The following is a 21731-nucleotide window of genomic DNA, read 5'->3' on the forward strand; positions in this document are numbered from 1 at the left end:
CCGCACGGCACGGCCCATGCTGTGTTTCATGACTAGTTGGTACCACCGATCGTCTCCGGTCCGTGGCATGTCACCGCTTCGTGCTCGATGACGACGGAGTCGCCGGCCGCGGGTGTCCCCGATCGGTGGATGCACCATTCACCCCCACCATCACCCGGTCAGCGGAAACCACCACACCCACATCCCGAGGAAAGTCATTGGTGTCACCACAACAACCCCACACCACCGGGAGCACACCATGAAGACCACCACCCGCATCGCCACCGCCACCCTCGGACTCGCCGCCGCAGCCGGCATCGCCCTCGGCGCCGCAGGCACCGCCCACGCCGGCACCCTCCCCGTCACCCGCCCCGGCGAACCCACCGTCGCCATGACCATCACCAACCACACCGACAAGCCCGAATACCTCCAAGGCGCCAACGCCGACGGCGGTCAATGGGTCAACGCACCCCAACACATCCTCTACCCCGGCGCCACCGAAACCCTCACCGCCACCGCCCCCTACACCAACCACCTCGACGTCAACGCCATCTACCGCATCGGACTGTTCGGCCCCACCGCCAACTACCAACTCACCAACCACCCCCACAACGTCAACACCGACATGAGCACCATCTGGGGACCCCACGCCCAGAACTACTGGCTCAACAGCCACATCGACACCCACTACCCCCAGGTCAACGTCGGCTTCGACCAGTGGTGAACGGTGTTCGCACCGAACACCTTCGACAAAGTGCGTCGTGAGTACCGGCTTCCGGTACGCACGACGCATTCTGTCGTGGGGCGTCGGCTGGACCGGTCGCGACCTTCAGCTGTAGCCGGCCGCGCGGAGGGCCGCGAGCAGTTCCGAGCGCGACCCGGCGTCGAGCCTGCGTCTGATGCGCGCCACGTGATGCTCGACGGTCTTCGCCGAGATGTACAGTCGCTCACCGATTTCGCGGTAGGTGTACCCCTGGAGGAGTTCGCGGGCGACCTCGGCTTCGCGGTCGGTCAGCGGTCCGCCGACCGGCTGGGTCCGACGCCGTTCCTCGCCTGCCGAGCGAGCGGTGTCGAGCAGTTCCGCGGCGGTGGTCGGATCGTCGGCGTGCGACGCGGCCATGCCCGCCAGGCGCGCCGCCTCCCACGACAATCCGATCCCGCGGAGAGCACCGACCGCCTCGCCGACCCGTTCGACGGGAACCGGGTCGGTTCGACCGATGGTGAGCGCGACCCAGGTGCGCGCGCCGAGAGCCAGTGCCGCGGCGGTCGGAGTCCGTGTCGCCGCAGCGTCGAGCCGCCCCATCCGGTCACGCGCGGCTTCCACGTCACCGGCGACGATCGCGGCCTGCACGCCGACGAAATGCCATGGTGCCGCCCATGCAGCCGGATCGTCCAGGCCGGCGAGCAGCCGGTCGCCCGCGTTGACATGCCGGGCGATCGCGGATGACCGGGCCAGCCGGGCACCGGCCTGCCAGAACTCCGTCAGCGGTCTGAGGAGGAAGAGGTCCACCTCGCTCGCGGCCAGCACCGACAGGGCCGGTTCCCACAACGCAGAGAGCGCCGGGAGATCGCCCTGGCGTCGGGCGAGACCGAGACGTAGCGCGTGAACGCGTATCCGGTCGGGGACACCGGCCGGCTCGTCTGTCGGCAACAGTCGCACGACCGCCTCGAGATCACCGGCCGACAACGCGAGCTCGGCGTCGAGGAGGGCTCCTTGCGACTCGGGTGCCGACCGCCGGATCGTCTGCGCTGCAATCATGTTGCCGTCGTTCAGGGCGAGCGCGCTGCCGGCGTGCAGGATTCGCGTCGCCACGGGCCCACTGCGCGCCGGGCCGGGCGTGGAGAGTCCACGCACCAGCATGTCGACCACGTCCCCGGAACCGAATTCGCCGGAGTCGTCGAGCGAGCCCAGCAACCCGCGGATGGCCAGTGCCCCGGCCGCACGACTCCCGACCGGGGGCAGTCCGCCACCCGCCTCCGCCACCGCGGTCGCGGCGTCACGGTCACCGACTGCCATCAGCGCTGCGACGGCCGACACCGGTTCCGACACAGCGGCTTCCGGACCGAGCCAGCGATACAGGTCTGCGGCGTGAGACGACAACCCGCGGTGCACGGCCACCGCAGCCGCCACGTCGACCCACCGACCGACCCCGTTGTCGGCCGCGGAGGCTGTCTCGAGTCGGCGGTCGGCGACCGTGCCGGCTCCGTCGACATCGCCGGATGCCAACGCGCGCTGGGCCATCATCAACCGGATGTCATCGCGTCCGGGTTCCACCCGATCTGCCGCACGCAGCAACACCACGGCGCGGGCCGCGGTCGTCTCCGCGGCGCCGGCCAGCAACACCTCCACGAGTCGGGGGTCGGCCACGCCTGCCTGCGCCGCGAGTAAGGCGTCGTCGGGGGACAGGTGGGGCGACCGCAGTCGCGCGACCGCGGACCGCCGACGGAGATCGTCGATACGGTTGTCGCCCAGTATTTCCCGTAGGGGCACCGCGGCAGCGGAGACGAAGGTGTCGGCGCCCCGCAACAGTCCTGTTCCGCGTGCGCGGTCGACCGCGATCACGGCGGCGTCCCGATCGATCGCCGCCGCCTCGGCAACGCTGTCGGGGTCGAGCGGCGCGCGCACCGAAGCCAGCGCCAGTACCGACAGGGTCGACGGGTCCAAACCGCGGAGCAGACGATGATGCCGGTCGCGGGCAATGCTTTCCGCGATGGCGACCTCGTCGACGCCGGCTGCGGCGTCGACGGTCGCCTCCCGGATCGCGGCGATCGCGGCATCGATCACCGTGCGCGCGCCACCGCATCGTCTGCGGATGAGCGACGCCGTGGTCGGTTCGAGGCTCAGACCGGCCCGGGCGGCGCGGGTGAGCACCTCGGCTGTGCTCACGGTGTCGAGTTCGAGGACGGCACCGGAGAGCCGGGCGCGTGCGACCAATCGGGTGACGTGCGGATGCGCGTCCCGGGGTTCGGTGGTGGCGACCAGTCCGATCCGGCCGGCGTCGAGCATCGTCATCGCCGTCTCGACCAGCTCACCCGGCCAGGCGTGGATGTCGTCGGCGAGCACGACCACCAGTCCGTGATCGATCGGCACCTCGCCGGCCGGCATGCCGACACTGACCCGGACACCGCGGCGATCCAGCAGCCCGTGCACATCCCTCAGGAGTGCCGACCGCCCGCTGCCGGGCGTCCCGATGAGCACAGCGCACAACGGGATTCCGGCCTGAGCGCGGTCGAGGATGCCGGTCACCCAGGACGACGCGGGAGATTCTGCGGTGGATCCCCGACGGTCGCCGACCGTCGGACTCGAGGAGGTCACCGATCAGACCCGGGCGTCAGCAGTCGACGCCGATGACGCCGGTGACGCCGCACACGATCTGACCCGTGCCGTCGAGGACTCGACCGGGGGCTTCCAGGACCCCGCCCGGGGTGATGCCGCCACCGCCGGAGCCGCCACCGGTGCCCGGGTCCGGCTCCGGGGCCTCCGGTTCCGGCTGGCTGGGTATCGACGGGGTGCCGGGTGCCGACGGGACCGACGGCGCTGCCGGGGCCGGTGCGGGCGCCGGCCGACCGGGAGAGTTCCCGGTGGCGGGCGAACCACCCGACGGGGCCTCCGTGGCGGCGCGTCCCGGTGTGCCGGTTCCGGCGCCGGGGGCACGGGTGCCCGCACCGGTGACGGGTGCCGCGGTGGTGCCGGGACGCGCTCCCGCCACCGAAGTCCCCGGTGCGGTACCCGGGTTCTGCGACGAGGTGGCCGTGGTGGTGGCCGCGCCGGCGGGCGGTGGTGTCGCCTCGCCGACGGAACCGACGAGGCCGGTGCCCACCGACAATCCGGTGGCGGTGACCAGCGCCAATGCCGCAGCGCCGAGAGTGATGAGCGTGCCGCGCTTGCGCCGGGACAACCGCGGGGCCGGCTCGGCGACCGGGGTGCTGGGGGCCGGGATGATCTCGCGCAGCGGCCGGTCCTCCGGGGACGCCGCGGCGATCGCGCCCGCAGCCACCGGCAGGGCCGTCGTCGCGGGCTCCCGGGCGGCGAGGGCTGCGGTGGCCAGCAGAGCTCCACCGGCGGCGGAAGCAGATGCAGGGTCAGGGTCGAGCACGACCGGGAGTCGGAGCGTCGAGGAGAGGAGTTCGGTCACCAGCGGTATGGCAGCGCCACCGCCGGCCAGGAGCACCGCGGACACGCCGACCGGACCGACGCCGGAGCGGTCGGCACCCGCGGCGGCGAGGGCCTCACGTACCAGGGCCACCGACTCCAGCAACGGGGCGCGCAGAAGTTCTTCGACATCGTCGCGGACCACCCGGGCCTCGGTACCCATGTCTCCGACACGGACGTCGACCACGGTGTCGGTGTCCACCGACAGCGATTCCTTGGCACGTCGGCACTCGCCGCGCAGCCGGCCGAGGTCGTCGAGCACGGCGGCGCTCTGAAGGGGGTCGCCCATGGCCGCTTCGACGGTCGCATCCGCGCCGGTCACCGTGAGTGCGTGCCCGAGCAGCAAGCGGTCGAATTCGTTCCCGCTCACGGTGTCCAGGTGCAATGGGCGGCCGACGGCCTGCGGTTCGGCACCGGTGGCGAGCACCGTCACGGTCAGACCCGACGCGCCCAGGTCGTACGCGACGACGATCCCGTCGGCGAACGCGCCGTCACTGTGCTCCACGGCGGCGAGTACCGCGCGCGATTCCGGAACCCAGCTGACGGCGGCAGCGGAGATGGGGTTCCGGGCGTCGAGCGCGGCGCGGGCCTCCTCGACCGCCTGGTCATTCCACGAGTCCGGGTGTACGACCGTGAGCTGTGTTTCGGTGGCCTCGGAGAGGTCGAGGCGGGTGATCAGCTCGACCACGGCATCGGCGTAGATGTCCGCGGCGGCGCGCGTGGGTCCATGATCGTCGATCATCGGCACCGGGTCCCCGACCCGCTCGATGAAGTCGGCGGCACCCACGAGCGCCGAGGTCTCGACGGAGACCGAGTTCTCCCAGGCCTGCTCCGACGCAGCGACAGCGACACTGTTCGCCGTTCCGATCTTCACACCGATCCCGATGGCCATGGCGGTCAACTCTCTGTTCGCACCTGCAGACGGTGGTCGATGACGGTGCGCCTGCCACGCCGTGGCGCGCTGGCCGTCGATGTCCGGTGTGCCCCGGTCCCGAACGGTGCACTTCAACCAGTGTGTCGCGGATGACCCCCGAGGCGTTAGCCCTGAACGGTTATTGGGGGAAAACACCCGATGCCCCTATCCCGGACGGCCGCGTCGACACCGATCCCCTATCGGTCCACCCCCCACCCCCCGGCGCGGACAGGACTGGGGTTTTTCCCCGATGCCGTACGTCGCGCCGATCCATAACGTCGTACTCGACACGGGATCGAACTCCGATCTCCCCGACGCAAGGAACGACGCCATGCCGACCAACGCGGTACTCGACTTCATCCTCGGTCTGCTTCGCGACGAGGAATCCTTCAACGCCTACTGCAGCAACCCGCAGGGTGCGATCGATCGCGCCGGCCTCACCGGCATCACCCCGGCCGACATCTCCGCCGCGGCGCCCCTCGTCGCCGACACCGGACTCGCGGCCGGCGGCGGCCTCGGCGCCATCATCGGCGCCGGTGGCGGGGTCGGCGGTGGGGCCATCGGTGGTGGCGTGATCGGCGGCGGGGTCATCGGCGGCGGGGCCGGCGTGGGCCTGGGCGGCCTCAACCTCGGCGACGTCAACTTCGGGGACATCAACATCGGCGGTGGAGACATCAACACCGGTGACATCAATCTCGGTGGCATCGATCTCGGTGGCATCGGCCTGGGCGATCTCGACCTGGGTGGAATCGATCTGGGTGACATCGACTTCGGTGGCCTCATCGGCGGGATCGGCCTGGGCGGTGTGGACCTGTCCGGTCTGTCGCTCGCCGACCTCGACCTCGGCGGCATCGCCTTCGGCGACCTCGACCTCGCGGGCCAGCTGGCCGTCGCACTGGGCGCGACGCTGGCTGCCGGACTGGGTGCCGGCGGGGCCATCGCAGCACAGTTCGGCGCGGCTCTGGGCGCAGCGCTCGAGACCGTGGTCGGCGGCGCACTCGAACTCGGCGTGGGCATCGGCCCCGTCATCGCCGGATCGCTGGCCGGGGCCATCGGTGCCGAAGGCGCGCTGATCGGTCAGCTCGGCGCCTCGCTCGACGCACTTCTCGCCGCGGGCGCCGACCTCGGGCTCGAGCTCGGTGGCGGGCTCGCCGCGCAACTGTCCGCCGCCCTCGGGCTCGGTGGTGAACTCGCCGGCTCGTTCGGTGCGACGCTGGGCGGTCTGCTCGGTGCCACGATCGGCGCCGGCGGTGCCCTCGGCGCTGATCTCGCCGCGGCACTCGGAGCCGGTCTCGGTGCAGGGGGCGCCATCTCGGCCGTCCTCACCGGTGCACTCGGCCTCGGTGCCGAACTGTCGGGCGACCTCACCGCGGCACTCACCTCGACCCTCGACGTGGCGGGCGACCTGTCCGCGACGCTGGCCGGACTTCTCGACGCACAGGCCATCGCGGACCTCTCCGGCGAGCTCGGCGCCACCCTGACCGGCGCACTGAGCTCCACCCTGGCAGCGGGCGGGACGGCCGCCGCATCGGTCGGCGCCGCACTCGGAGTCGCGCTGACCTCCACCGCAGCGGCCGCAGGCGGGCTGGCCCTCACCGGCGCGGCCGGCGCGAACGCCCTGCTCGGCGGTGCGTTGACCGCAGCGCTGGGAGTGGGCGGCGGTGCTCAGGCAGGCCTGGCCGCCACGCTGGAATCCGCGCTGGCGGCCGGTGGCCTGGTCGACGTGGAAGCCGTCCTCGGCGCAGGCGGCGACCTCAGCGCGACACTCGCCGGCGCACTGGCAGCCGGACTCGAAGCCGGTGGCGAGGTCGCCGGCAACCTCGGTGCAGCCCTGGGCGGCACTCTCGCAGCAGCACTCGAAGGCGGCCTGGCCGCCGACATCACCGCCGGGCTCGGCGGAGCGATCGACGCGGGGCTCGGCCTCGGAGCCGGACTCGGCGGTGCCGTCGAAGGCGCCCTCGGTGCGGGACTCGGACTGGGTGCCGGACTCGGCGGTGCCGTCGAAGGTGCCCTCGGTGCCGGACTCGGACTGGGAGCCGGACTCGGTACCGAACTCGGCGCGGCGCTCGGCGGGTTGCTGTCCGCCGGTGCCGGACTCGACACCGCGCTCAGCACCGTTCTCACCGGCGTCCTCGGGGCCGCCGCAGGGGCCGACCTGGGCGCGGCACTGGGTGGCGCACTCGAACTGGGTGGCGTTCTCGGTACCGACCTCACCGGCCTGCTCGAGGGCGGACTGGCCACCGACCTGGCCGCGCAACTGGGCGCGATCGTCGGCGGCGGCGGTGACGTCGCGGCCGAACTCGGCGCCGCACTCGGCGGTGTGCTGGGCGCGTCCACCGGCATCGAGGGAATCCTCGAAGCCGCGGCCGGTGCCGGCCTGGACCTCGGCGACCTGCTGGCTGCCGACCTCGGCGGTGCACTCGGTGTCGACGGCGCCCTGATCGCACAGCTGGGCGGCGCGCTCGACGCCGCACTCGATGCCGGCGCAGGCCTCGGCCTCGTCACCGAGACCGCCGCCGATCTGACCGGGACCCTCGAGACCGTACTGGCCGCCGGTGGAGATGTGGGCGCCGATCTCGGCGCATCACTCGGCGCCGTCCTCGGCACCGCACTCAGCGGTGACCTCGGCGGCTCACTCGCCGGCCAGCTGGCGGGTGGCGCGGAACTGCCCGCCGCACTGAGCACCGTGCTGAGCACCGCACTCGACGTCGACCTCTCGGCCACCGACGGACTCGTGGCCACCCTCGACTCGACCCTGGAGGCGACGGGCGGTCTGGGCGGCGCGCTGACCGGCGAACTCGAGGCGATCATCAACCCGAGCCTGATCCTCTCCCCCGAGGGCACCATCACCGTCGGCGGACCGATCCTGGTCACCGAGGGGCTCGGCGGCACCGTCGTCGACGGCCTCACGGGCAACCTGGGCGCCGGGACCCTGGCCGGTCTCGGCACCGTCGCCGAAACCGGCGGCGACCTGGTCGCCGGGGTGGACACCACCCTGCAGACCGGACTCGACGGCGCACTGGCCGGCATCGGTCCCGTCCTCGGCGGCGATCTGGGACTCGACACCGGATCGGGTCTGGGCGGCGACCTCGGACTGGGTGGCGATCTCGGACTGGGTGGGGGCCTGGGACTGGGCGGTGCCCTCGACACCGAGCTCCCGGCGGACGTCACCTCCGACCTGACCACGGCGATCGCCGGCACCGCCGGTGGCGCGGTCGACGCGGCCGGTTCGATCGGCACGGGAGCTGTCGGCACGGGCGGCCTCGAGACCACGGTCGGCGGAGCCCTGGAGTCGACCGTCGGCGGCTCGCTCGAGAGCACGGTCGGCAGCACCGTCGACACGACGACGGGCATCGTCGGCGATGTGACGGGTGGACTCACCGGTGGCGCAGAGGCCGGCGGCGGAGTCGGCGCGGGCGGTGGCGCAGATGGCGGTCTCGACCTCGGCGGCGCAACCGATACCGATGCCGGACTCGGTGGCGCACTCGATACCACCGTCGGGGGCGTGGCAGACACGACGGCCGACCTGACCGGTGGACTCACCGGCGGGCTGACCGGCGGACTCGGCGGTGCACTCGGTGGCGACACCGACACCGGGATCGGCGTCGACACCCCTGACGCCGGCCCCGACGCCGACTGACCCACACCATCGACGGTATCCCGCCCCGGGACCGCCTCCGACCAGCAATCCTGGACGGCGGCCGGTCCCGGGGCGGTCCTCGTCCCACCGTCCGGCCCCGCCGATGCGGGCCCCACACACGCCGACTCACCGCTACCGTGAGGACACCATGACGACTCCTCCCGCCGAACCGCCACGGGCCGGTCGGCACGCCGCCGACCGGGACGCCCCCGCTCCCGCCGCGCCCCGTCGCGCGGCCCACGCCGCCGTTCCCTCGCCGACGTCCGCGGCACCGGTGGTCCCGGCGACACCGGCACCCACTGCGACACCGACATCGTCACCGGCGCGGGTTCCGACCCCCGGTCCGCAGGCGGACTCGCAGGCCCCGACCACGATCGGCGATCTGCTGGCCACGATGGCGGATGTGGCGCGGGAGGCCGGCCGCACCGACCTCGTCGGCCGACTCGAGGGCGCACGCACGCGCATCACCGATCCCCGACTTCGGATCGTCGTGGTGGGTCAGCTCAAACAGGGCAAGAGTTCCTTCGTCAACGCGTTGCTGAACCTCGACGTCTGCACGGTGGGCGACGACGAGACCACCGCGGTGCCGACCGTGATCTCACACGCGCCGCAACCGTCGGCACACCTCGTCGTCGACGGCCCGTCTCCCGACAACCGCATCCCGGTGCCGATGGATGCGATCGGCGGCGTCACCCCGGACTCGCCGCTCGCCGGTGGGCGCGAAGTGCTCCGGCTGGAGGTGCAGGCGCCCGGTCCACTGCTCGCCGACGGCCTCGTCCTGGTCGACACTCCCGGCGTCGGCGGACACGGCCATCCCTATGCCGCTGCAACATTGGGCATGGTCGCCGCGGCCGACGCGGTGCTCGTCATCTCCGATGCCAGCCAGGAGTTCACCGCTCCGGAGATGTCGTTCATCCAGCAGGTGATCGGCTTGTGCCCGACCGTCGCGTGTCTGATCACCAAGACCGACCTGTACCCGCACTGGCGGGCCATCGTCGACGCCGACCGCGGACATCTGCAGACCGCCGGCATCGACATCCCGCTGCTGCCGGTGTCGTCGACGCTGCGCACCCACGCGCTCCGGCTCGGCGACGAGAAGCTCAATGCCGAAGCCGGATTCCTCGACCTCTACCGGTACCTGCGCGAGCGCGTGGTGGCCACGGCACAGCAGGCCACCCGCAGCACGGTCGCCACGGATCTCCGCGTCGTCAGCGAGCACCTCGCCCTCACGCTCGGCAGTGAACTGGCTGCACTGCGTGACCCGGACACCGCCGGTCGCGCGGTCGGAGCGCTGCAGGGCGCGAAGTCCGATGCCGAGGCGATGCGACGCCAGTCGGCCCAATGGCAACAGACCCTCGCCGACGGGATCGCCGACCTCGCCGCCGACATCGACCACGATCTGCGCGATCGACTGCGGGCGGTGACCCGCGAAGCCGAAAGAGCCATCGACGAAGGCGATCCCGGCGTCGACTGGGAACAGCTCAGCGAATGGCTCGCGGATCAGACCGCGGCGGTCATCGGCGACAACTTCGTGTGGGCCCACGAACGATCGGTCTGGCTGGCCGAGAAGGTCGCCGACCACTTCGCGGCGGCCGGTCAGAACTCGCTGCCCGACATCGACGTCGCCGACATGACCGGCGTCCTCGACTCGGTGGCCGAACTCGCCGAACTGGACAGCGGCCGCGTCGGGGTCGCGCAGAAGCTCCTGATCGGCATGCGCGGTTCCTATGGTGGCGTGCTGATGTTCGGGCTGATCTCGACGATGGTGGGCATGGCCCTCATCAACCCGGTATCTGTCGGCGCCGGACTCCTGTTGGGCACCAAGGCTTATCGAGACGACAAACAGTCCAAGGTCCTCGAGCGCCGGGCCAAGGCGAAGGTCGCGGTCCGCGCGTTCACCGACGACGTGAGCTTCCAGGTCGGCAAGGAGTCACGGGACCGGCTGCGGGTGATCCAGCGCGTCCTGCGCGACCACTTCACCTCGGTGGCCGAGCAGACCGCCCGCTCCATCTCCGAATCCCTGTCCGCCGCACAGTCGGCCGCGACCCTCGCCGAGTCGGAACGATCGGGCCGCGCCGCCGAACTCGAGTCCAGGCTCACCGCCGTCGCCGCGTTGCGCAGGGCCGCCGACCATCTCGACCGCGAGCTGACCCGCTGATGGCCGGTGTCGACCGCGCGAGAACACTTCTCGACGCCGCCCGCACCGTGCTCGCCGACGACCCGCACGCCCGGGCCGACCTGGACCTCTGCGAACACCGGCTCTATCAGCCGGTGCGGGTCGCACTCGCCGGCTCCCTGAAGGCAGGCAAGTCGACGCTGCTGAATGCCCTTGTGGGACAGGACATCGCACCGACAGATGCAACAGAGTGCACCCGCGTCGTGACCTGGTATCGCAACGGGCAATCGCCGTCGGTGACCGCGCACGTCGACGACGGCAGGTCCGTACCGATCCCCGTCACCCGCATCGACGGCAGGCTCGGATTCGACTTCGGCCGGCTCACCGCCGACCGGGTCGACCGCCTCGACGTCGAATGGCCCGCCCGCGCCCTGCACTCGACGACGATCGTCGACACCCCGGGCACAGCGTCGCTGTCGACGGAGCTGTCGGCGTCGACGATCCGCCTCCTCACCCCCGAGGACGGACAGTCCGGCGTCGATGCCGTCGTCTATCTGCTCCGCTCGCTGACCGCCACCGACACCGCGATGCTGCGTCGTATCGGCACCGCCATCGGCGGCTCGTCCGGACCGCTGGGCGTCATCGGAGTCGTCTCGCGCGCCGACGAACTCGGTGCCGGTCGAATGGACGCGATGATCTCGGCGCATCAGATCGCCGGGCGGTTCGCGGGCGAACTCGAACGCACCGGGTTGTGCCAGGCGGTCGTCCCGGTCGCGGGGTTGCTCGCCCTCGGCGCGCGAACGCTGCGCGAGGTCGAGTTCCGGGCGCTCGCGCAGCTGGCCGCCACCCCGGGTCCCGACCTCGAGTCGGCCCTGCTGACGATGGACCGGTTCACCCGGCCCGACATCCTGCCGGCCATCTCGGTCGACCTCCGTCGATCACTCGCCGAACGCTTCGGGGCCTTCGGAATCCGAATGGCGGTGACGCTCATCCGATTCGGCGCGACCTCGTCGTCGACGCTGGCCACCGAGCTCGTCGAACGCAGCGGACTGTCGGAGTTGGGCGCCATCATCGACACGCAGTTCGCCCAGCGGGCGGACCAGCTCAAGTCGCACTCTGCACTGGTGACCCTCGACCATCTGCTGAGCGGCTCGTCGTCGTCGCGTGCGCGTGAGGTGCGGGCCGCGGTGCGGCGCGAGCTCGCCGACGTCCACGGTTTCCGTGAATTGCGCCTGCTGAGCACGATCCGTGCGGGTGGACTCGAACTGCCGCCGGATCAGATCGGTGAGCTGACGCGACTGATCGGCGGGTCGGGGATCGACCCGACGACGCGCCTCGGGTTGCCCCTCGACACCGACACCCACCGGATTCGCGACGCGGCCGTCGATGCCGCTCGGACATGGCGCGCGCGTGCCGCCCACCCCCTGCTCTCCCCGACCGCGGCGTCGGCGTGCCAGGTGGCGGTGCGCAGCGCCGAGGGCATCGTCGCGATGATCGGAGCGGGCGCTTCGGCGAACACCGGGGGCGCACACCAGCGGGGTGTCAGCGGAGGGTCGCACCGATCGAACGGGTGAAGGTCACCGCGGTGGCGATCACGGCGATCACCGCCGCGGCCGCAGGCGCCCACTGAATCGGGGTCGGCAGACCTGCGTCGGTCAGCGCCGCGGCCGACGGGTTGACGGTCAGATGGAACCCCACCGCGGCGGCAACAGCGAGCACCGCCCCGATGGTGAGGACGGTCCGGCCCGATCGCCGGCTGTCCCACAGGCGCGCCGCACCGAACAGCCCGGCGGCCACGACCGCGAGCGCCAGACCCGCACCCACCCACAGCGAGATGTCGACCGCGCGAGCGGCGTCGGTTCCGCTCTCGGGGTGACGACGCACGAGGTCCGCGGCCAAGACCGCACGGATGTCGGTGAGCGATACCGCGGCCATCGCCACCGTCGCCACGACGAGCACGACGGTCACCACCCACCCGAGGACGACGTATCCGACGGCGCGCGCCCGCTCGATCGGTTGTTGTGGGCGCAGCGGCGTGATGGCGACGCGCGGGCGGGGCGGTGGTGAGGCGCCGGCATTCGACATTCCTCGATGGTAGGCCCACGCCGCCCCGGTCCCCGGGGGATCCACGCGACGAAAGCGCCCCAGAAAAACACCCTCGGGAAACGACCGGCGGTCACATGGTTGCCGGTCGTGCTCTGGAGGGCGCTTTCCTGGGGCGCTTTTCGGTCTGGGTGCCTATCGGTCTGGGCGCTTATCGGGCCGGAGTACTCCTGGTAGCGGCGCCTACGGCCCCGCGGTGGCTCCGGTCAGCGGGGGCGACGCTTCGAGGATCTCGTTCTCCTCGTCGGTGAAAGTGCGTGCACGCGAGAGGAAGCGGACCCCCTCCGGCGCCTCGAGGCTGAACCCCGCACCGCGCCCCTTCACGACGTCGAGGATCAGCTGAGTGTGTTTCCACAACTCGAACTGGTCACCGTTGATCCAGACCCGCACGGCCGGAATGGGTTCGGGGAGTTCGATCTCGCCGACCAGCACATCTCGCTGGCCCACGCGGTACTCACCCACCGGGTAACACATCGGTGCCGAGCCGTCACAGCATCCACCGGACTGGTGGATCATGAGGCCGCCGTGCAGCTCCGACAACTTGGTCAGGAGCTGCACGGCGGAGTCTGTGGCGACCACGCGATCAGGGACACTCTGCTCGGCGGTCATCGTCAGTCACCTTTCTCGGGTCAGAAGAAACCCTTGGCGTTCTGAGCGTATCCGACCAGCAGGTTCTTGGTCTGCTGGTAGTGCTCGAGCATCATCAGGTGGTTCTCGCGCCCGATGCCGGACTGCTTGTAGCCGCCGAAGGCCGCGTGCGCCGGGTAGTCGTGGTAGGTGTTCGTCCACACGCGACCGGCCTGGATCTCGCGGCCGGCCCGGTATGCGGTCGCACCGTCGCGGCTCCACACGCCCGCACCGAGTCCGTAGAGGGTGTCGTTGGCGATGCTCATGGCGTCGGCGAAGTCCTTGAACGTGGTGACGGCGAGGACCGGGCCGAAGATCTCTTCCTGGAAGATGCGCATCTTGTTGTTGCCCTGGAACACGGTCGGCTTGATGTAGAAGCCGCCGGACAGGTCACCGTCGAGCTGCGCCGGCTCACCACCGGTGAGGACCTCGGCTCCCTCGTCCCGACCGATGGCGAGGTAGGAGGAGATCTTCTCGAACTGGTCGTTGGACGCCTGCGCACCCATCATCGTGTCGGTGTCGAGGGGGTTGCCCTGCTTGATCTTTCCGACGCGTTCGACGGCCTTGGCGATGAACTCGTCGTAGATGTCCTGCTGGATCAGCGCGCGGCTCGGGCAGGTGCAGACCTCGCCCTGGTTGAGCGCGAACATCGAGAAGCCCTCGAGCGCACGGTCGAGGAAACCGTCGTCGGCGGACATGACGTCGTTGAAGAAGATGTTGGGGCTCTTGCCGCCCAGTTCGAGGGTGACCGGGATCAGGTTCTCCGACGCGTACTGCATGATCAGACGGCCCGTGGTGGTCTCACCGGTGAAGGCGATCTTGCGGATGCGGTTGCTCGACGCGAGCGGCTTGCCCGCCTCGACACCGAACCCGTTGACCACGTTCAGGACTCCGGCGGGCAGCAGATCCCCGATGAGGTTGACGAGGTAGAGGATCGACGCCGGGGTCTGCTCGGCCGGCTTCAGGACGATCGCGTTGCCGGCGGCGAGCGCGGGCGCGAGCTTCCACACGGCCATCAGGATCGGGAAGTTCCACGGAATGATCTGGCCGACGACGCCGAGCGGCTCGTGGAAGTGGTAGGCGACGGTGTCCTCGTCGACCTCGGAGATCGAACCCTGCTGTGCGCGGAGTGCACCGGCGAAGTAGCGGAAGTGATCGATCGCGAGGGGGATGTCGGCGGCGAGGGTCTCGCGGACGGCCTTGCCGTTGTCCCAGGTCTCGGCGACGGCGAGCTTCTCGAGGTTCTCCTCCATGCGATCGGCGATCCGCAGCAGGACCAGCGAGCGCTCGGCGACCGAGGTCTTGCCCCACGCGGGTGCGGCCTTGTGGGCGGCGTCGAGGGCGAGGTCGATGTCCTCGGCGGTCGAGCGAGCCACCTCGCAGAACACCTTGCCGTCGACCGGCGACGGGTTCTCGAAGTACTGACCCTTCACCGGCGGGGTCCACTGTCCGCCGATCCAGTTGTCGTAACGCGACTCGTAGCTCGTCACCGAGCCGTCGGCACCCGGCTTTGCGAAGACGGTCATGGTTGCTCCTTGCGTGTGGGCCTCAACTGAGGACGCTCTGCGGATGTCACACGGGCCACCTGAGAGGCTCGCTGTGATCTGCTCCACACAGTAAGAGTGCGTTGGTTGCACGAGCGTTGCAACGCCTGCAACCGGGCGGGGGACCGACTGCGTCAGGCGCCGTAGCGTTTGTCCAGCAACCGGATTCGCCCGCCGGCCACCGCACGGTCGGGATGCCCCACGGGCAGCCGGTGTTCGAGGCGACGCCACGCGGCGAGGTCATCGCGTCCATGAGTGGACGACGTCCATCTGCGCAGCGTCGTCACGTCGCCACCCGAGATGACCCGCGAACGCAGGTCCTCCAGCAGTTCTTCGAAGATCTCGACGATCCCCGGAGCCGTCGATGCGGTGAGCAGTCCACCGCGTCCCAGATCGTCGACGACCGACGTGAGATCGGTCCCGGCGGCGATGCGTGCGCGGATGTCGTCGACGTCGGAGGACATGTCCAGGGTGAGCCGGTACGGCCGGCTGGCGACCACGTCGGCACCCAGGTCGCGGCGCAACCGGGAGATCTCGGCGCGGACTGTGACCGGGTCGAGTCCGTCCTCGGCGAGTTTCAGTGCGAGCTGCTCGGTGTTGAGTCCCTCCGGAAAGGCTTGCAGCAGAACGAGTATCTCGGCATGTCGTCGGGACGGCGTACGCGCACTCGCCGGGTCGGCGGTTCGTCGCCAGCGCGCCGGTCCGTCGCCCAGCACGCTCAGGTGCGCGGCTGCGGTCCGCGCCATGGTCGGGACGAAGGTCGACGGGTCGGCGAGATCGACGGCACCGGCCTGCAGTTCCCGCTCGACGGCCGCGACCACCGACCGCACCGCGGCGAGAGCGAACGGTGCCGCGACCTCTCGCCCGCCGGTCACGTCGATCACACCGATCACGTGCCCGGTCAGCGGGTCGTGCACGGGCGCCGCCGCGCAACTCCATTCCTGCACCGGACCGGAGAAGTGTTCCGGGCCGACGACCTGCACGCCGCGGTCGACCGCGAGGGCCAGACCGGGAGCGTTGGTGCCGACGACCTCCTCGCTCCACACCGACCCCTCGACGAAGTTGATGTGCCCGGCGCGGTCGCGGGCCGCCGAGTCCCCCTCGATCCACAGCAGTCGCCCGGCCTGGTCGGTGAGCGCTACGACGACGCCGGTGTCGGCGATCGCGTCGACCATCAGGGACTGTACGAGCGGCCGGACCGCCGTGATGGGGTGTGAGGCTCGGTACTGGGCGAATTCTTCCGCCGACATCGCGGCGGCGCGGTCACCCTCACGCGCGGCTTCGGTGGGGTCCACCCCTCTGGTCAGCGACCGCGCCCACGAATCGCGCACGATGGAACGCACCGCGTCCGCAGGTGGGGTAACGCCGGACAGGAAGTCCTCGTACGCCCTGCGGATGCGCGTGACACCCGCAGCCGCGTCAGCCATGCACCCTCCATGGTTCGTCCATGTGCCGACGATTGTGCCCGTCCGACTGTGATGTCGGCAACATTCGCCCAGTTCGACGCGTCACCGCCCGCCGCGGTGGGCGGACTCGCCTCACCCGAAGCGCGCCGAGAACGTCCGCGGCGTCATGCCGGTCACCGTCCGGAAGTCCCGGACGAAGTGCGCCTCGTCGGCGTAGGAGAGTTCGGCGGCCAGCGTCGCCAGCGGCTGGGTGTCCTCGCGCAGTCGTTCGGCAGCTTCGTGGAGTCGACGACGCTGGATGAGCCATTTGGGGGTCAGGCCGAGGCGGCGACGAGTCAGCCGCTGCAGGCTGCGTTCGGTGAGATGGAACCGATCGCAGATCTGGGTCACCGAGACCACCGACGAATCGTCTTCGACGTACTCGACGATCGCATTGATCAACCGACCGTCATCGTCGAGTGGCAGATGGGCCCGCAGCCAGTTCTCGACGAGGTCGGTCGCCTCCCGCTGGGTCGTCTCGTCGTCGAACCCGGTGGCCATCACGGCGCGGACTGCGTGCTCGAGTTCGGCACCGCGGTCTCCGAACACCTCCGACAGTTCGTCGAACCGGTCGGTCCACGAGCTCACGTCCCCGACCAGCAGACCCCCCGCGCCGGGTGTCAGCATGACTCCGACCGCCCACCCGTCTCCGGTCAGCACCGTTTCCGACAGTCCGGTGACGACGCCGTAGAACCGCGCATAGGTGTTGCTGACGACGATGAGACAGACGGGATACTGCAGGACCCGCTGCGGCGACTCGGCGCCCGGCGGGACCGACCACACGGGCACCCAGAAGCGCCGCACCACATCGCCGACGTCGGGGCTCGGGGTCCAGCGGCCGATGCGATAGGTCGCGTCCGCGGGGTCCACGAGATGGGCGCGCTCGACGTCGTCGAGTCGCGTCGACCCCGGCTTGTCGGGTTTCATCTATCACCGTCCCGTGCTGTTGCGGTTGACTTCCATCATGACCGCTCTGAACGACACCTCACCACTCCTCGCCCACTACACCCGACTCGCCGACGGGCTCGCCGTCGTCCTCGATTCCGTGCCCGCCGAGACCTGGACCAACGCCTCCCCGTGTGAGGGCTGGTCGGGCCGCGACGTCGTCGCCCACGTCATCGACACCCAACGACAGTTCTTCTCGGGCCACGACGTCGACCTCGGCGCGGCGCCGCCGCTCGACGACCCGGCCGCCGCCTGGCGCGCCCACCGCGACACCGTCGCCGGTCTCCTCGCCGACCCGGCCGTCGGCGACCGGGCCTTCGACGGACACTTCGGACCGACGACGATCGGTGAAACCCTCATCCGCTTCTACGGATTCGACATGGTGGCGCACCGATGGGACATCGCCCGCGCCGCCGGGGTCGACCACACCTTCACCGACGACGAGCTCACCGAGATGGAGACCGCCGTCGACGGATTCGGCGACGCGCTGTACTCCGAGGGGGTCTGCGAACGCGTCGAGATCCCGGCCGACGCCGATCGGCAGACGACGCTGCTCGCAAAGCTGGGCCGTCGCACGTCCTGAGCTGGGCTCCCCCGCCGATCCCTGAGGTGTGCGGAAGCACTCCCCGCCCGATCCCTGAGGTGTGAGGAGCGATAGCGACGAGCCACGAAGGGCCCGGCGACCCGAGAGCCGACCCTTCGTGGCTCGCTTCGCTCACACCTCAGGGAGCACGAAGGTCGGAGACGCCCACACCTCAGGGAATCCAGCCGTTGTGTCGTGGGTACCGGGCGCGGAGGTGGCCGTAGACGTAGGTACTCACCAGCAAGCCGATCCCGGCGTAGACCGACGGCCACAAGAAGACGTTGTCGAGCGAGTCCCGAACGGCGGCCACCGCCCAGCCGATCACGAACAGGACCAGCGCGATGGTCGCGAGGATGCGGATGACGAGCACGACGGTGGCCAGCACCGCCCACACAGTTTCTCGGGTCCGAGCCGACCGTCCGCCCACGCCGACATCGTAATGTGGCGCGCACCGACAGGTGCCGGTCCTCGTCTTCCATTCCACCCCGCGCCCCGTCGGCACGTGGACAATGGTGGGATGAAGACCATCCTCAATGTCATCTGGCTCGTCCTGTGCGGACTGTGGATGGCGATCGGCTACGTCGTCGCCGGCATCATCTGCTGCATTCTCATCATCACCATCCCGTTCGGGATCGCGTCGTTCCGGATGGCCAGCTACGCGCTGTGGCCGTTCGGGCGCACGGTGGTCCGCAAACCGACCGCCGGCGTCGCGTCGACCATCGGCAACGTCATCTGGATCGTCGTGGCCGGCCTGTGGCTGGCCATCGGCCACATCACCACCGGTCTCGCGATGTGCCTGACGATCATCGGGATCCCGCTCGGCATCGCGAGCTTCAAGATGGTCCCGGTGTCGCTCCTGCCGCTCGGCGCCGAGATCGTTCCCACCGACCAGCAGATGCCCGGGGGCGTGCCCGCGCGGATGTGACCGACCGTACGTTCCGCCGATACACCGCCACCCATCCGGGTAGGACGTCAGATCCGAACAGTGAGCATGACACTCACGATCCGGCCCGGCTCCGGCCTGTCGCCGGGCCTCCGGCACCGCACGTCATACTGCTTGCCGCGACTTCCTCTCTCCCGGACGCTCGCAGGAACGTGATGGTCCCCCGTCCGCGACGGCGCGGAATGGGACATCTGGAGCTCGGACGACCATGGCAGGAGGTGCGTGATGTCTGATCATCTCGATCCCGACGCTGCCGAATTGCTGGAGATGGCACCGCTCATCGCCCTCGACGCACTGTCCGACACCGAGTCGCGGGACGTGGAGGTTCGGCTGGCCGCCGCGCCGGACGAGTTCCGTGCGCTCTTCGACAAGCAGGTTCGCGCGACGCGTGAGGCCATGGCCGCGATCAGCAAGATCACCGCGACCCCTCCGCCGCCGACGCTGCGCGACCGCGTGCTCGCTGCCGCCCGGGCCGAGGCCGGGCTCGACGGCGCGGACGCGGCGCCCGTCGTCCCTCCGGTCACACCTCCGGCCGAGACCCGGTCTCCCTCCGTCGAACAGGACGGCTCCGCCCCCGCACCGGACGCCCCCGACGACCTCGCCGCACGGCGGCGTCGACAACGACGCTGGTCGTACCTGGCTGCCGCGGCGGTGGCCGCGATCGCGATCGGCGCGGCGGGCTGGGCCATCGGGCTGTCGAGTTCCGACCCCGAGCCGGCCGCGCCCCTGGCATCGCCTGCCGAACAGGTCTTCTCCGCCGACGATCTACGGTCGCGGGCCGGCCCGGTCGCCACCGGCAACGCCACCGTGTATCTCGCGAACTCCGCGGATACCGGTGTGCTGGTGATGAATTCCGTGCCGCCACCCAAACCGGGCACCGTCTACCAGATGTGGCTCATCGGCCCGAACGGCACTCGGTCGGCCGGCACGATGACCGACAAGGACGTCGAACCGGTCACCACCGCCGTGCTGTCCGGGATCAATTCCGCGTCCGCGCTGGCGTTCACCGTCGAACCGCCCGGCGGGTCGGCGCAACCCACCACCACACCGGTGGCGCAGTTGTCGCTGCTCTGACCCCTCCTGCAAACCACCGAGCCCCGACCCCTGAGGTGCAAGGAGCGCAAGCGACGAGCCTCGAAGGGCTCGCTCACTTCAACAACGCGCGGATCGCCTCGATGCTGTCGGCCTGCTCCGCGGTCTTGTCCGGCCGATACCGGACCACGCGCGCGAAGCGCAGCGCGACACCGCCCGGGTAGCGCGAACTCCGTTGCGCGCCATCGAGTTCGATCTCGACGACGATCTCGGGACGTAGGTACACCGTGTACGAGTCCCGGTGCGTCTCGTGTTTCGGGAACTCCTCGGTCTGCCAGCGGAGCAGCTCGTCGGTCAGGCCCTTGAACGTCTTGCCGACCATCACGAGCTCACCCGTCTCGGGATCGCGAGCGCCGAGATGCAAGTTCGACAACCAGCCCGAGCGACGCCCCGATCCCCACTCCGCACCCAGCACGACGAGGTCGAAGGTGTGCGTCGGTTTGACCTTCTGCCATGCCTTTCCACGACGACCGGCCACGTACAGGCCGTCGAGCGACTTCACCATCACGCCCTCGTGACCGTCGGCCATCGCGGCGTCGAAATGGTTGCGCGCCTCCTCTGCACTCGGCCGCGTCACGGCCGGGATACGCAGTTGCGGGGCGATCGAGTCGATCGCGGCGAGCCGCTCGGACAACGGGCGGTCGATGAGGTCGGTGCCGTCGAGATGCAGGCAATCGAAGAAGAACGGCTTGAGCAGGCGCTCGGGTTCACCCGCCGCCGTCGGCCCGGAACCGAAGCGGCTCATGGTGTCCTGGAACGACCGCGGACGCCCGTCGTCGGACAACATCAACGTCTCCCCGTCGAGGATCACCGAATCGCAGGGCAGCGCGGCGATCACCGACACCAGGTCGGGCACGTTGGCGGTCACGTTCCGCAGCGTTCGGGTGAACACCGAGACCTCGGTGCCCTTGCGGTGCACCTGGATGCGCGCTCCGTCGAGTTTGTAGTCGACGATCAGGTCGGGTCCGAGGAGTGCGAGCGCGGAATCGAGATCGTCGGCCGGAGTCGCGAGCATGGGTTCGATGGCACGGCCCACCTCGAGGCCGACCGCGGCCAGCGCCTCGGCCCCGAACCGGGCGAGGGCTGCGGTCTCCGGCAGCGAGCCGGTCAGCATGTTCGCCCGCCGCACCAGCGTCGGTTCCTGGCCGGTGACCTTGGCGATGGCGTCGGTCATGACACCCGCCAACGCGCCCTGGCGCAGCTCGCCGGTGAGCAGTGCGACGAGGAACTTCTGTTCGGCCTCGGTCGACGCGGCGAACAGGGACGCGATGATCTCACCGCGACGTTTCGTCGAGCCGGGGCCCGACGACGACGCGAGTTCATCGAGCGCGGCGTCGACGGCCGCGACCTCCAGAGTCGGCGAATCCGCCGGTGCCGCGATCAGTTTCGACAACGACCGCCATCCGACGCCCAGACGACCCTGGGGGATCTCACCGGAGAGCCATGCCACGACGATCGGCAGTTCCGCGTCGGTCGTCGCCGAGAGCGCGTCCGCGAGGACCGCCGTCTTGCGGGTCCGCGACCGGTCGCGTGCGACATCCGCGGAGGTCTGCACGACATCGATCAGCTTCATGTCGTCTCACCAGCCGGACGGGCATTCACCCGTTCGACGGTACGCCGCGCCTCCGACACTCCGAGGCCGCCGGAC

The 21731-nt window shown here is 70.4% G+C and carries 16 protein-coding genes; 7 read left to right on the top strand and 9 right to left on the bottom strand.

Features of this window, described 5'->3' with window-relative positions:
- The first annotated feature begins 238 nt into the window (after nt 1-238).
- Nucleotides 239-703, top strand: a complete 465-nt coding sequence (locus MAY35_RS18245) for a hypothetical protein (protein ID WP_238422718.1) — start codon at nt 239-241, stop codon at nt 701-703.
- A 105-nt stretch (nt 704-808) separates the two neighbouring features.
- Here MAY35_RS18245 and MAY35_RS18250 read toward each other — a convergent pair whose 3' ends face one another.
- Nucleotides 809-3295, bottom strand: a complete 2487-nt coding sequence (locus MAY35_RS18250; protein WP_238422719.1) for a helix-turn-helix transcriptional regulator — start codon at nt 3293-3295, stop codon at nt 809-811.
- A 16-nt stretch (nt 3296-3311) separates the two neighbouring features.
- Nucleotides 3312-5024: an Hsp70 family protein gene (locus tag MAY35_RS18255; protein WP_238422720.1), complete on the bottom strand. Its 1713-nt coding sequence runs from the start codon at nt 5022-5024 to the stop codon at nt 3312-3314.
- 352 nt (nt 5025-5376) lie between these two features.
- Between MAY35_RS18255 and MAY35_RS18260 the strand changes: the two genes are divergently transcribed.
- From MAY35_RS18260 to MAY35_RS18270, 3 genes are all read left to right on the top strand, one after another.
- Nucleotides 5377-8685, top strand: a complete 3309-nt coding sequence (locus MAY35_RS18260) for an IniB N-terminal domain-containing protein (RefSeq protein ID WP_238422721.1) — start codon at nt 5377-5379, stop codon at nt 8683-8685.
- Between the two features lie 148 nt (nt 8686-8833).
- Nucleotides 8834-10843 carry a dynamin family protein gene (locus MAY35_RS18265; protein WP_238422722.1) on the top strand — a complete coding sequence of 670 codons (2010 nt, stop codon included), beginning with the start codon at nt 8834-8836 and terminating at the stop codon, nt 10841-10843.
- Nucleotides 10843-12375, top strand: coding sequence for a dynamin family protein (locus MAY35_RS18270; RefSeq protein WP_238422723.1), 1533 nt, complete (start codon nt 10843-10845; stop codon nt 12373-12375). Before MAY35_RS18265 ends, MAY35_RS18270 begins: the two co-directional genes overlap by 1 nt.
- On the opposite strand, the gene MAY35_RS18275 is transcribed toward MAY35_RS18270, so the two are convergent.
- From MAY35_RS18275 to MAY35_RS18295, 5 genes are all read right to left on the bottom strand, one after another.
- Nucleotides 12344-12886: a hypothetical protein gene (locus MAY35_RS18275; protein ID WP_238422724.1), complete on the bottom strand. Its 543-nt coding sequence runs from the start codon at nt 12884-12886 to the stop codon at nt 12344-12346. The genes MAY35_RS18270 and MAY35_RS18275 overlap by 32 nt on opposite strands.
- 201 nt (nt 12887-13087) lie before the next feature.
- Nucleotides 13088-13513 carry a DUF779 domain-containing protein gene (locus MAY35_RS18280; RefSeq protein ID WP_004021498.1) on the bottom strand — a complete coding sequence of 142 codons (426 nt, stop codon included), beginning with the start codon at nt 13511-13513 and terminating at the stop codon, nt 13088-13090.
- A gap of 20 nt (nt 13514-13533) precedes the next feature.
- Nucleotides 13534-15057, bottom strand: a complete 1524-nt coding sequence (gene adh / locus MAY35_RS18285; protein WP_238422725.1) for an aldehyde dehydrogenase — start codon at nt 15055-15057, stop codon at nt 13534-13536.
- Nucleotides 15058-15209: 152 nt separating this feature from the next.
- On the bottom strand, nt 15210-16502 hold the full coding sequence (locus tag MAY35_RS18290) for a GAF domain-containing protein (protein WP_238422726.1): 1293 nt from the start codon (nt 16500-16502) through the stop codon (nt 15210-15212).
- Nucleotides 16503-16613: 111 nt separating this feature from the next.
- A complete protein-coding gene (locus MAY35_RS18295) occupies nt 16614-17447 on the bottom strand; it encodes an AraC family transcriptional regulator (RefSeq protein ID WP_238422727.1) in 834 nt (277 codons plus the stop codon).
- Between the two features lie 37 nt (nt 17448-17484).
- Between MAY35_RS18295 and MAY35_RS18300 the strand changes: the two genes are divergently transcribed.
- Nucleotides 17485-18048 (top strand): maleylpyruvate isomerase family mycothiol-dependent enzyme, encoded by a 564-nt coding sequence (locus MAY35_RS18300; protein WP_238422728.1) that lies wholly within the window; start codon nt 17485-17487, stop codon nt 18046-18048.
- Between the two features lie 172 nt (nt 18049-18220).
- Here MAY35_RS18300 and MAY35_RS18305 read toward each other — a convergent pair whose 3' ends face one another.
- Nucleotides 18221-18475 (bottom strand): hypothetical protein, encoded by a 255-nt coding sequence (locus tag MAY35_RS18305; protein WP_238422729.1) that lies wholly within the window; start codon nt 18473-18475, stop codon nt 18221-18223.
- A 90-nt stretch (nt 18476-18565) separates the two neighbouring features.
- Here MAY35_RS18305 and MAY35_RS18310 point away from each other — a divergent pair, with 90 nt between their 5' ends.
- Nucleotides 18566-18973: a YccF domain-containing protein gene (locus MAY35_RS18310; protein WP_238422730.1), complete on the top strand. Its 408-nt coding sequence runs from the start codon at nt 18566-18568 to the stop codon at nt 18971-18973.
- 243 nt (nt 18974-19216) lie between these two features.
- Nucleotides 19217-20065, top strand: coding sequence for an anti-sigma factor (locus MAY35_RS18315; RefSeq protein WP_238422731.1), 849 nt, complete (start codon nt 19217-19219; stop codon nt 20063-20065).
- 73 nt (nt 20066-20138) lie between these two features.
- Here the strand turns inward: MAY35_RS18315 and MAY35_RS18320 are convergent, their stop codons facing one another.
- Nucleotides 20139-21656, bottom strand: a complete 1518-nt coding sequence (locus MAY35_RS18320; protein ID WP_238422732.1) for an ATP-dependent DNA ligase — start codon at nt 21654-21656, stop codon at nt 20139-20141.
- Nucleotides 21657-21731 lie beyond the last annotated feature (75 nt).

It is taken from the genome of Gordonia sp. 'Campus', assembly GCF_022206305.1.
GTDB lineage: Bacteria > Actinomycetota > Actinomycetes > Mycobacteriales > Mycobacteriaceae > Gordonia.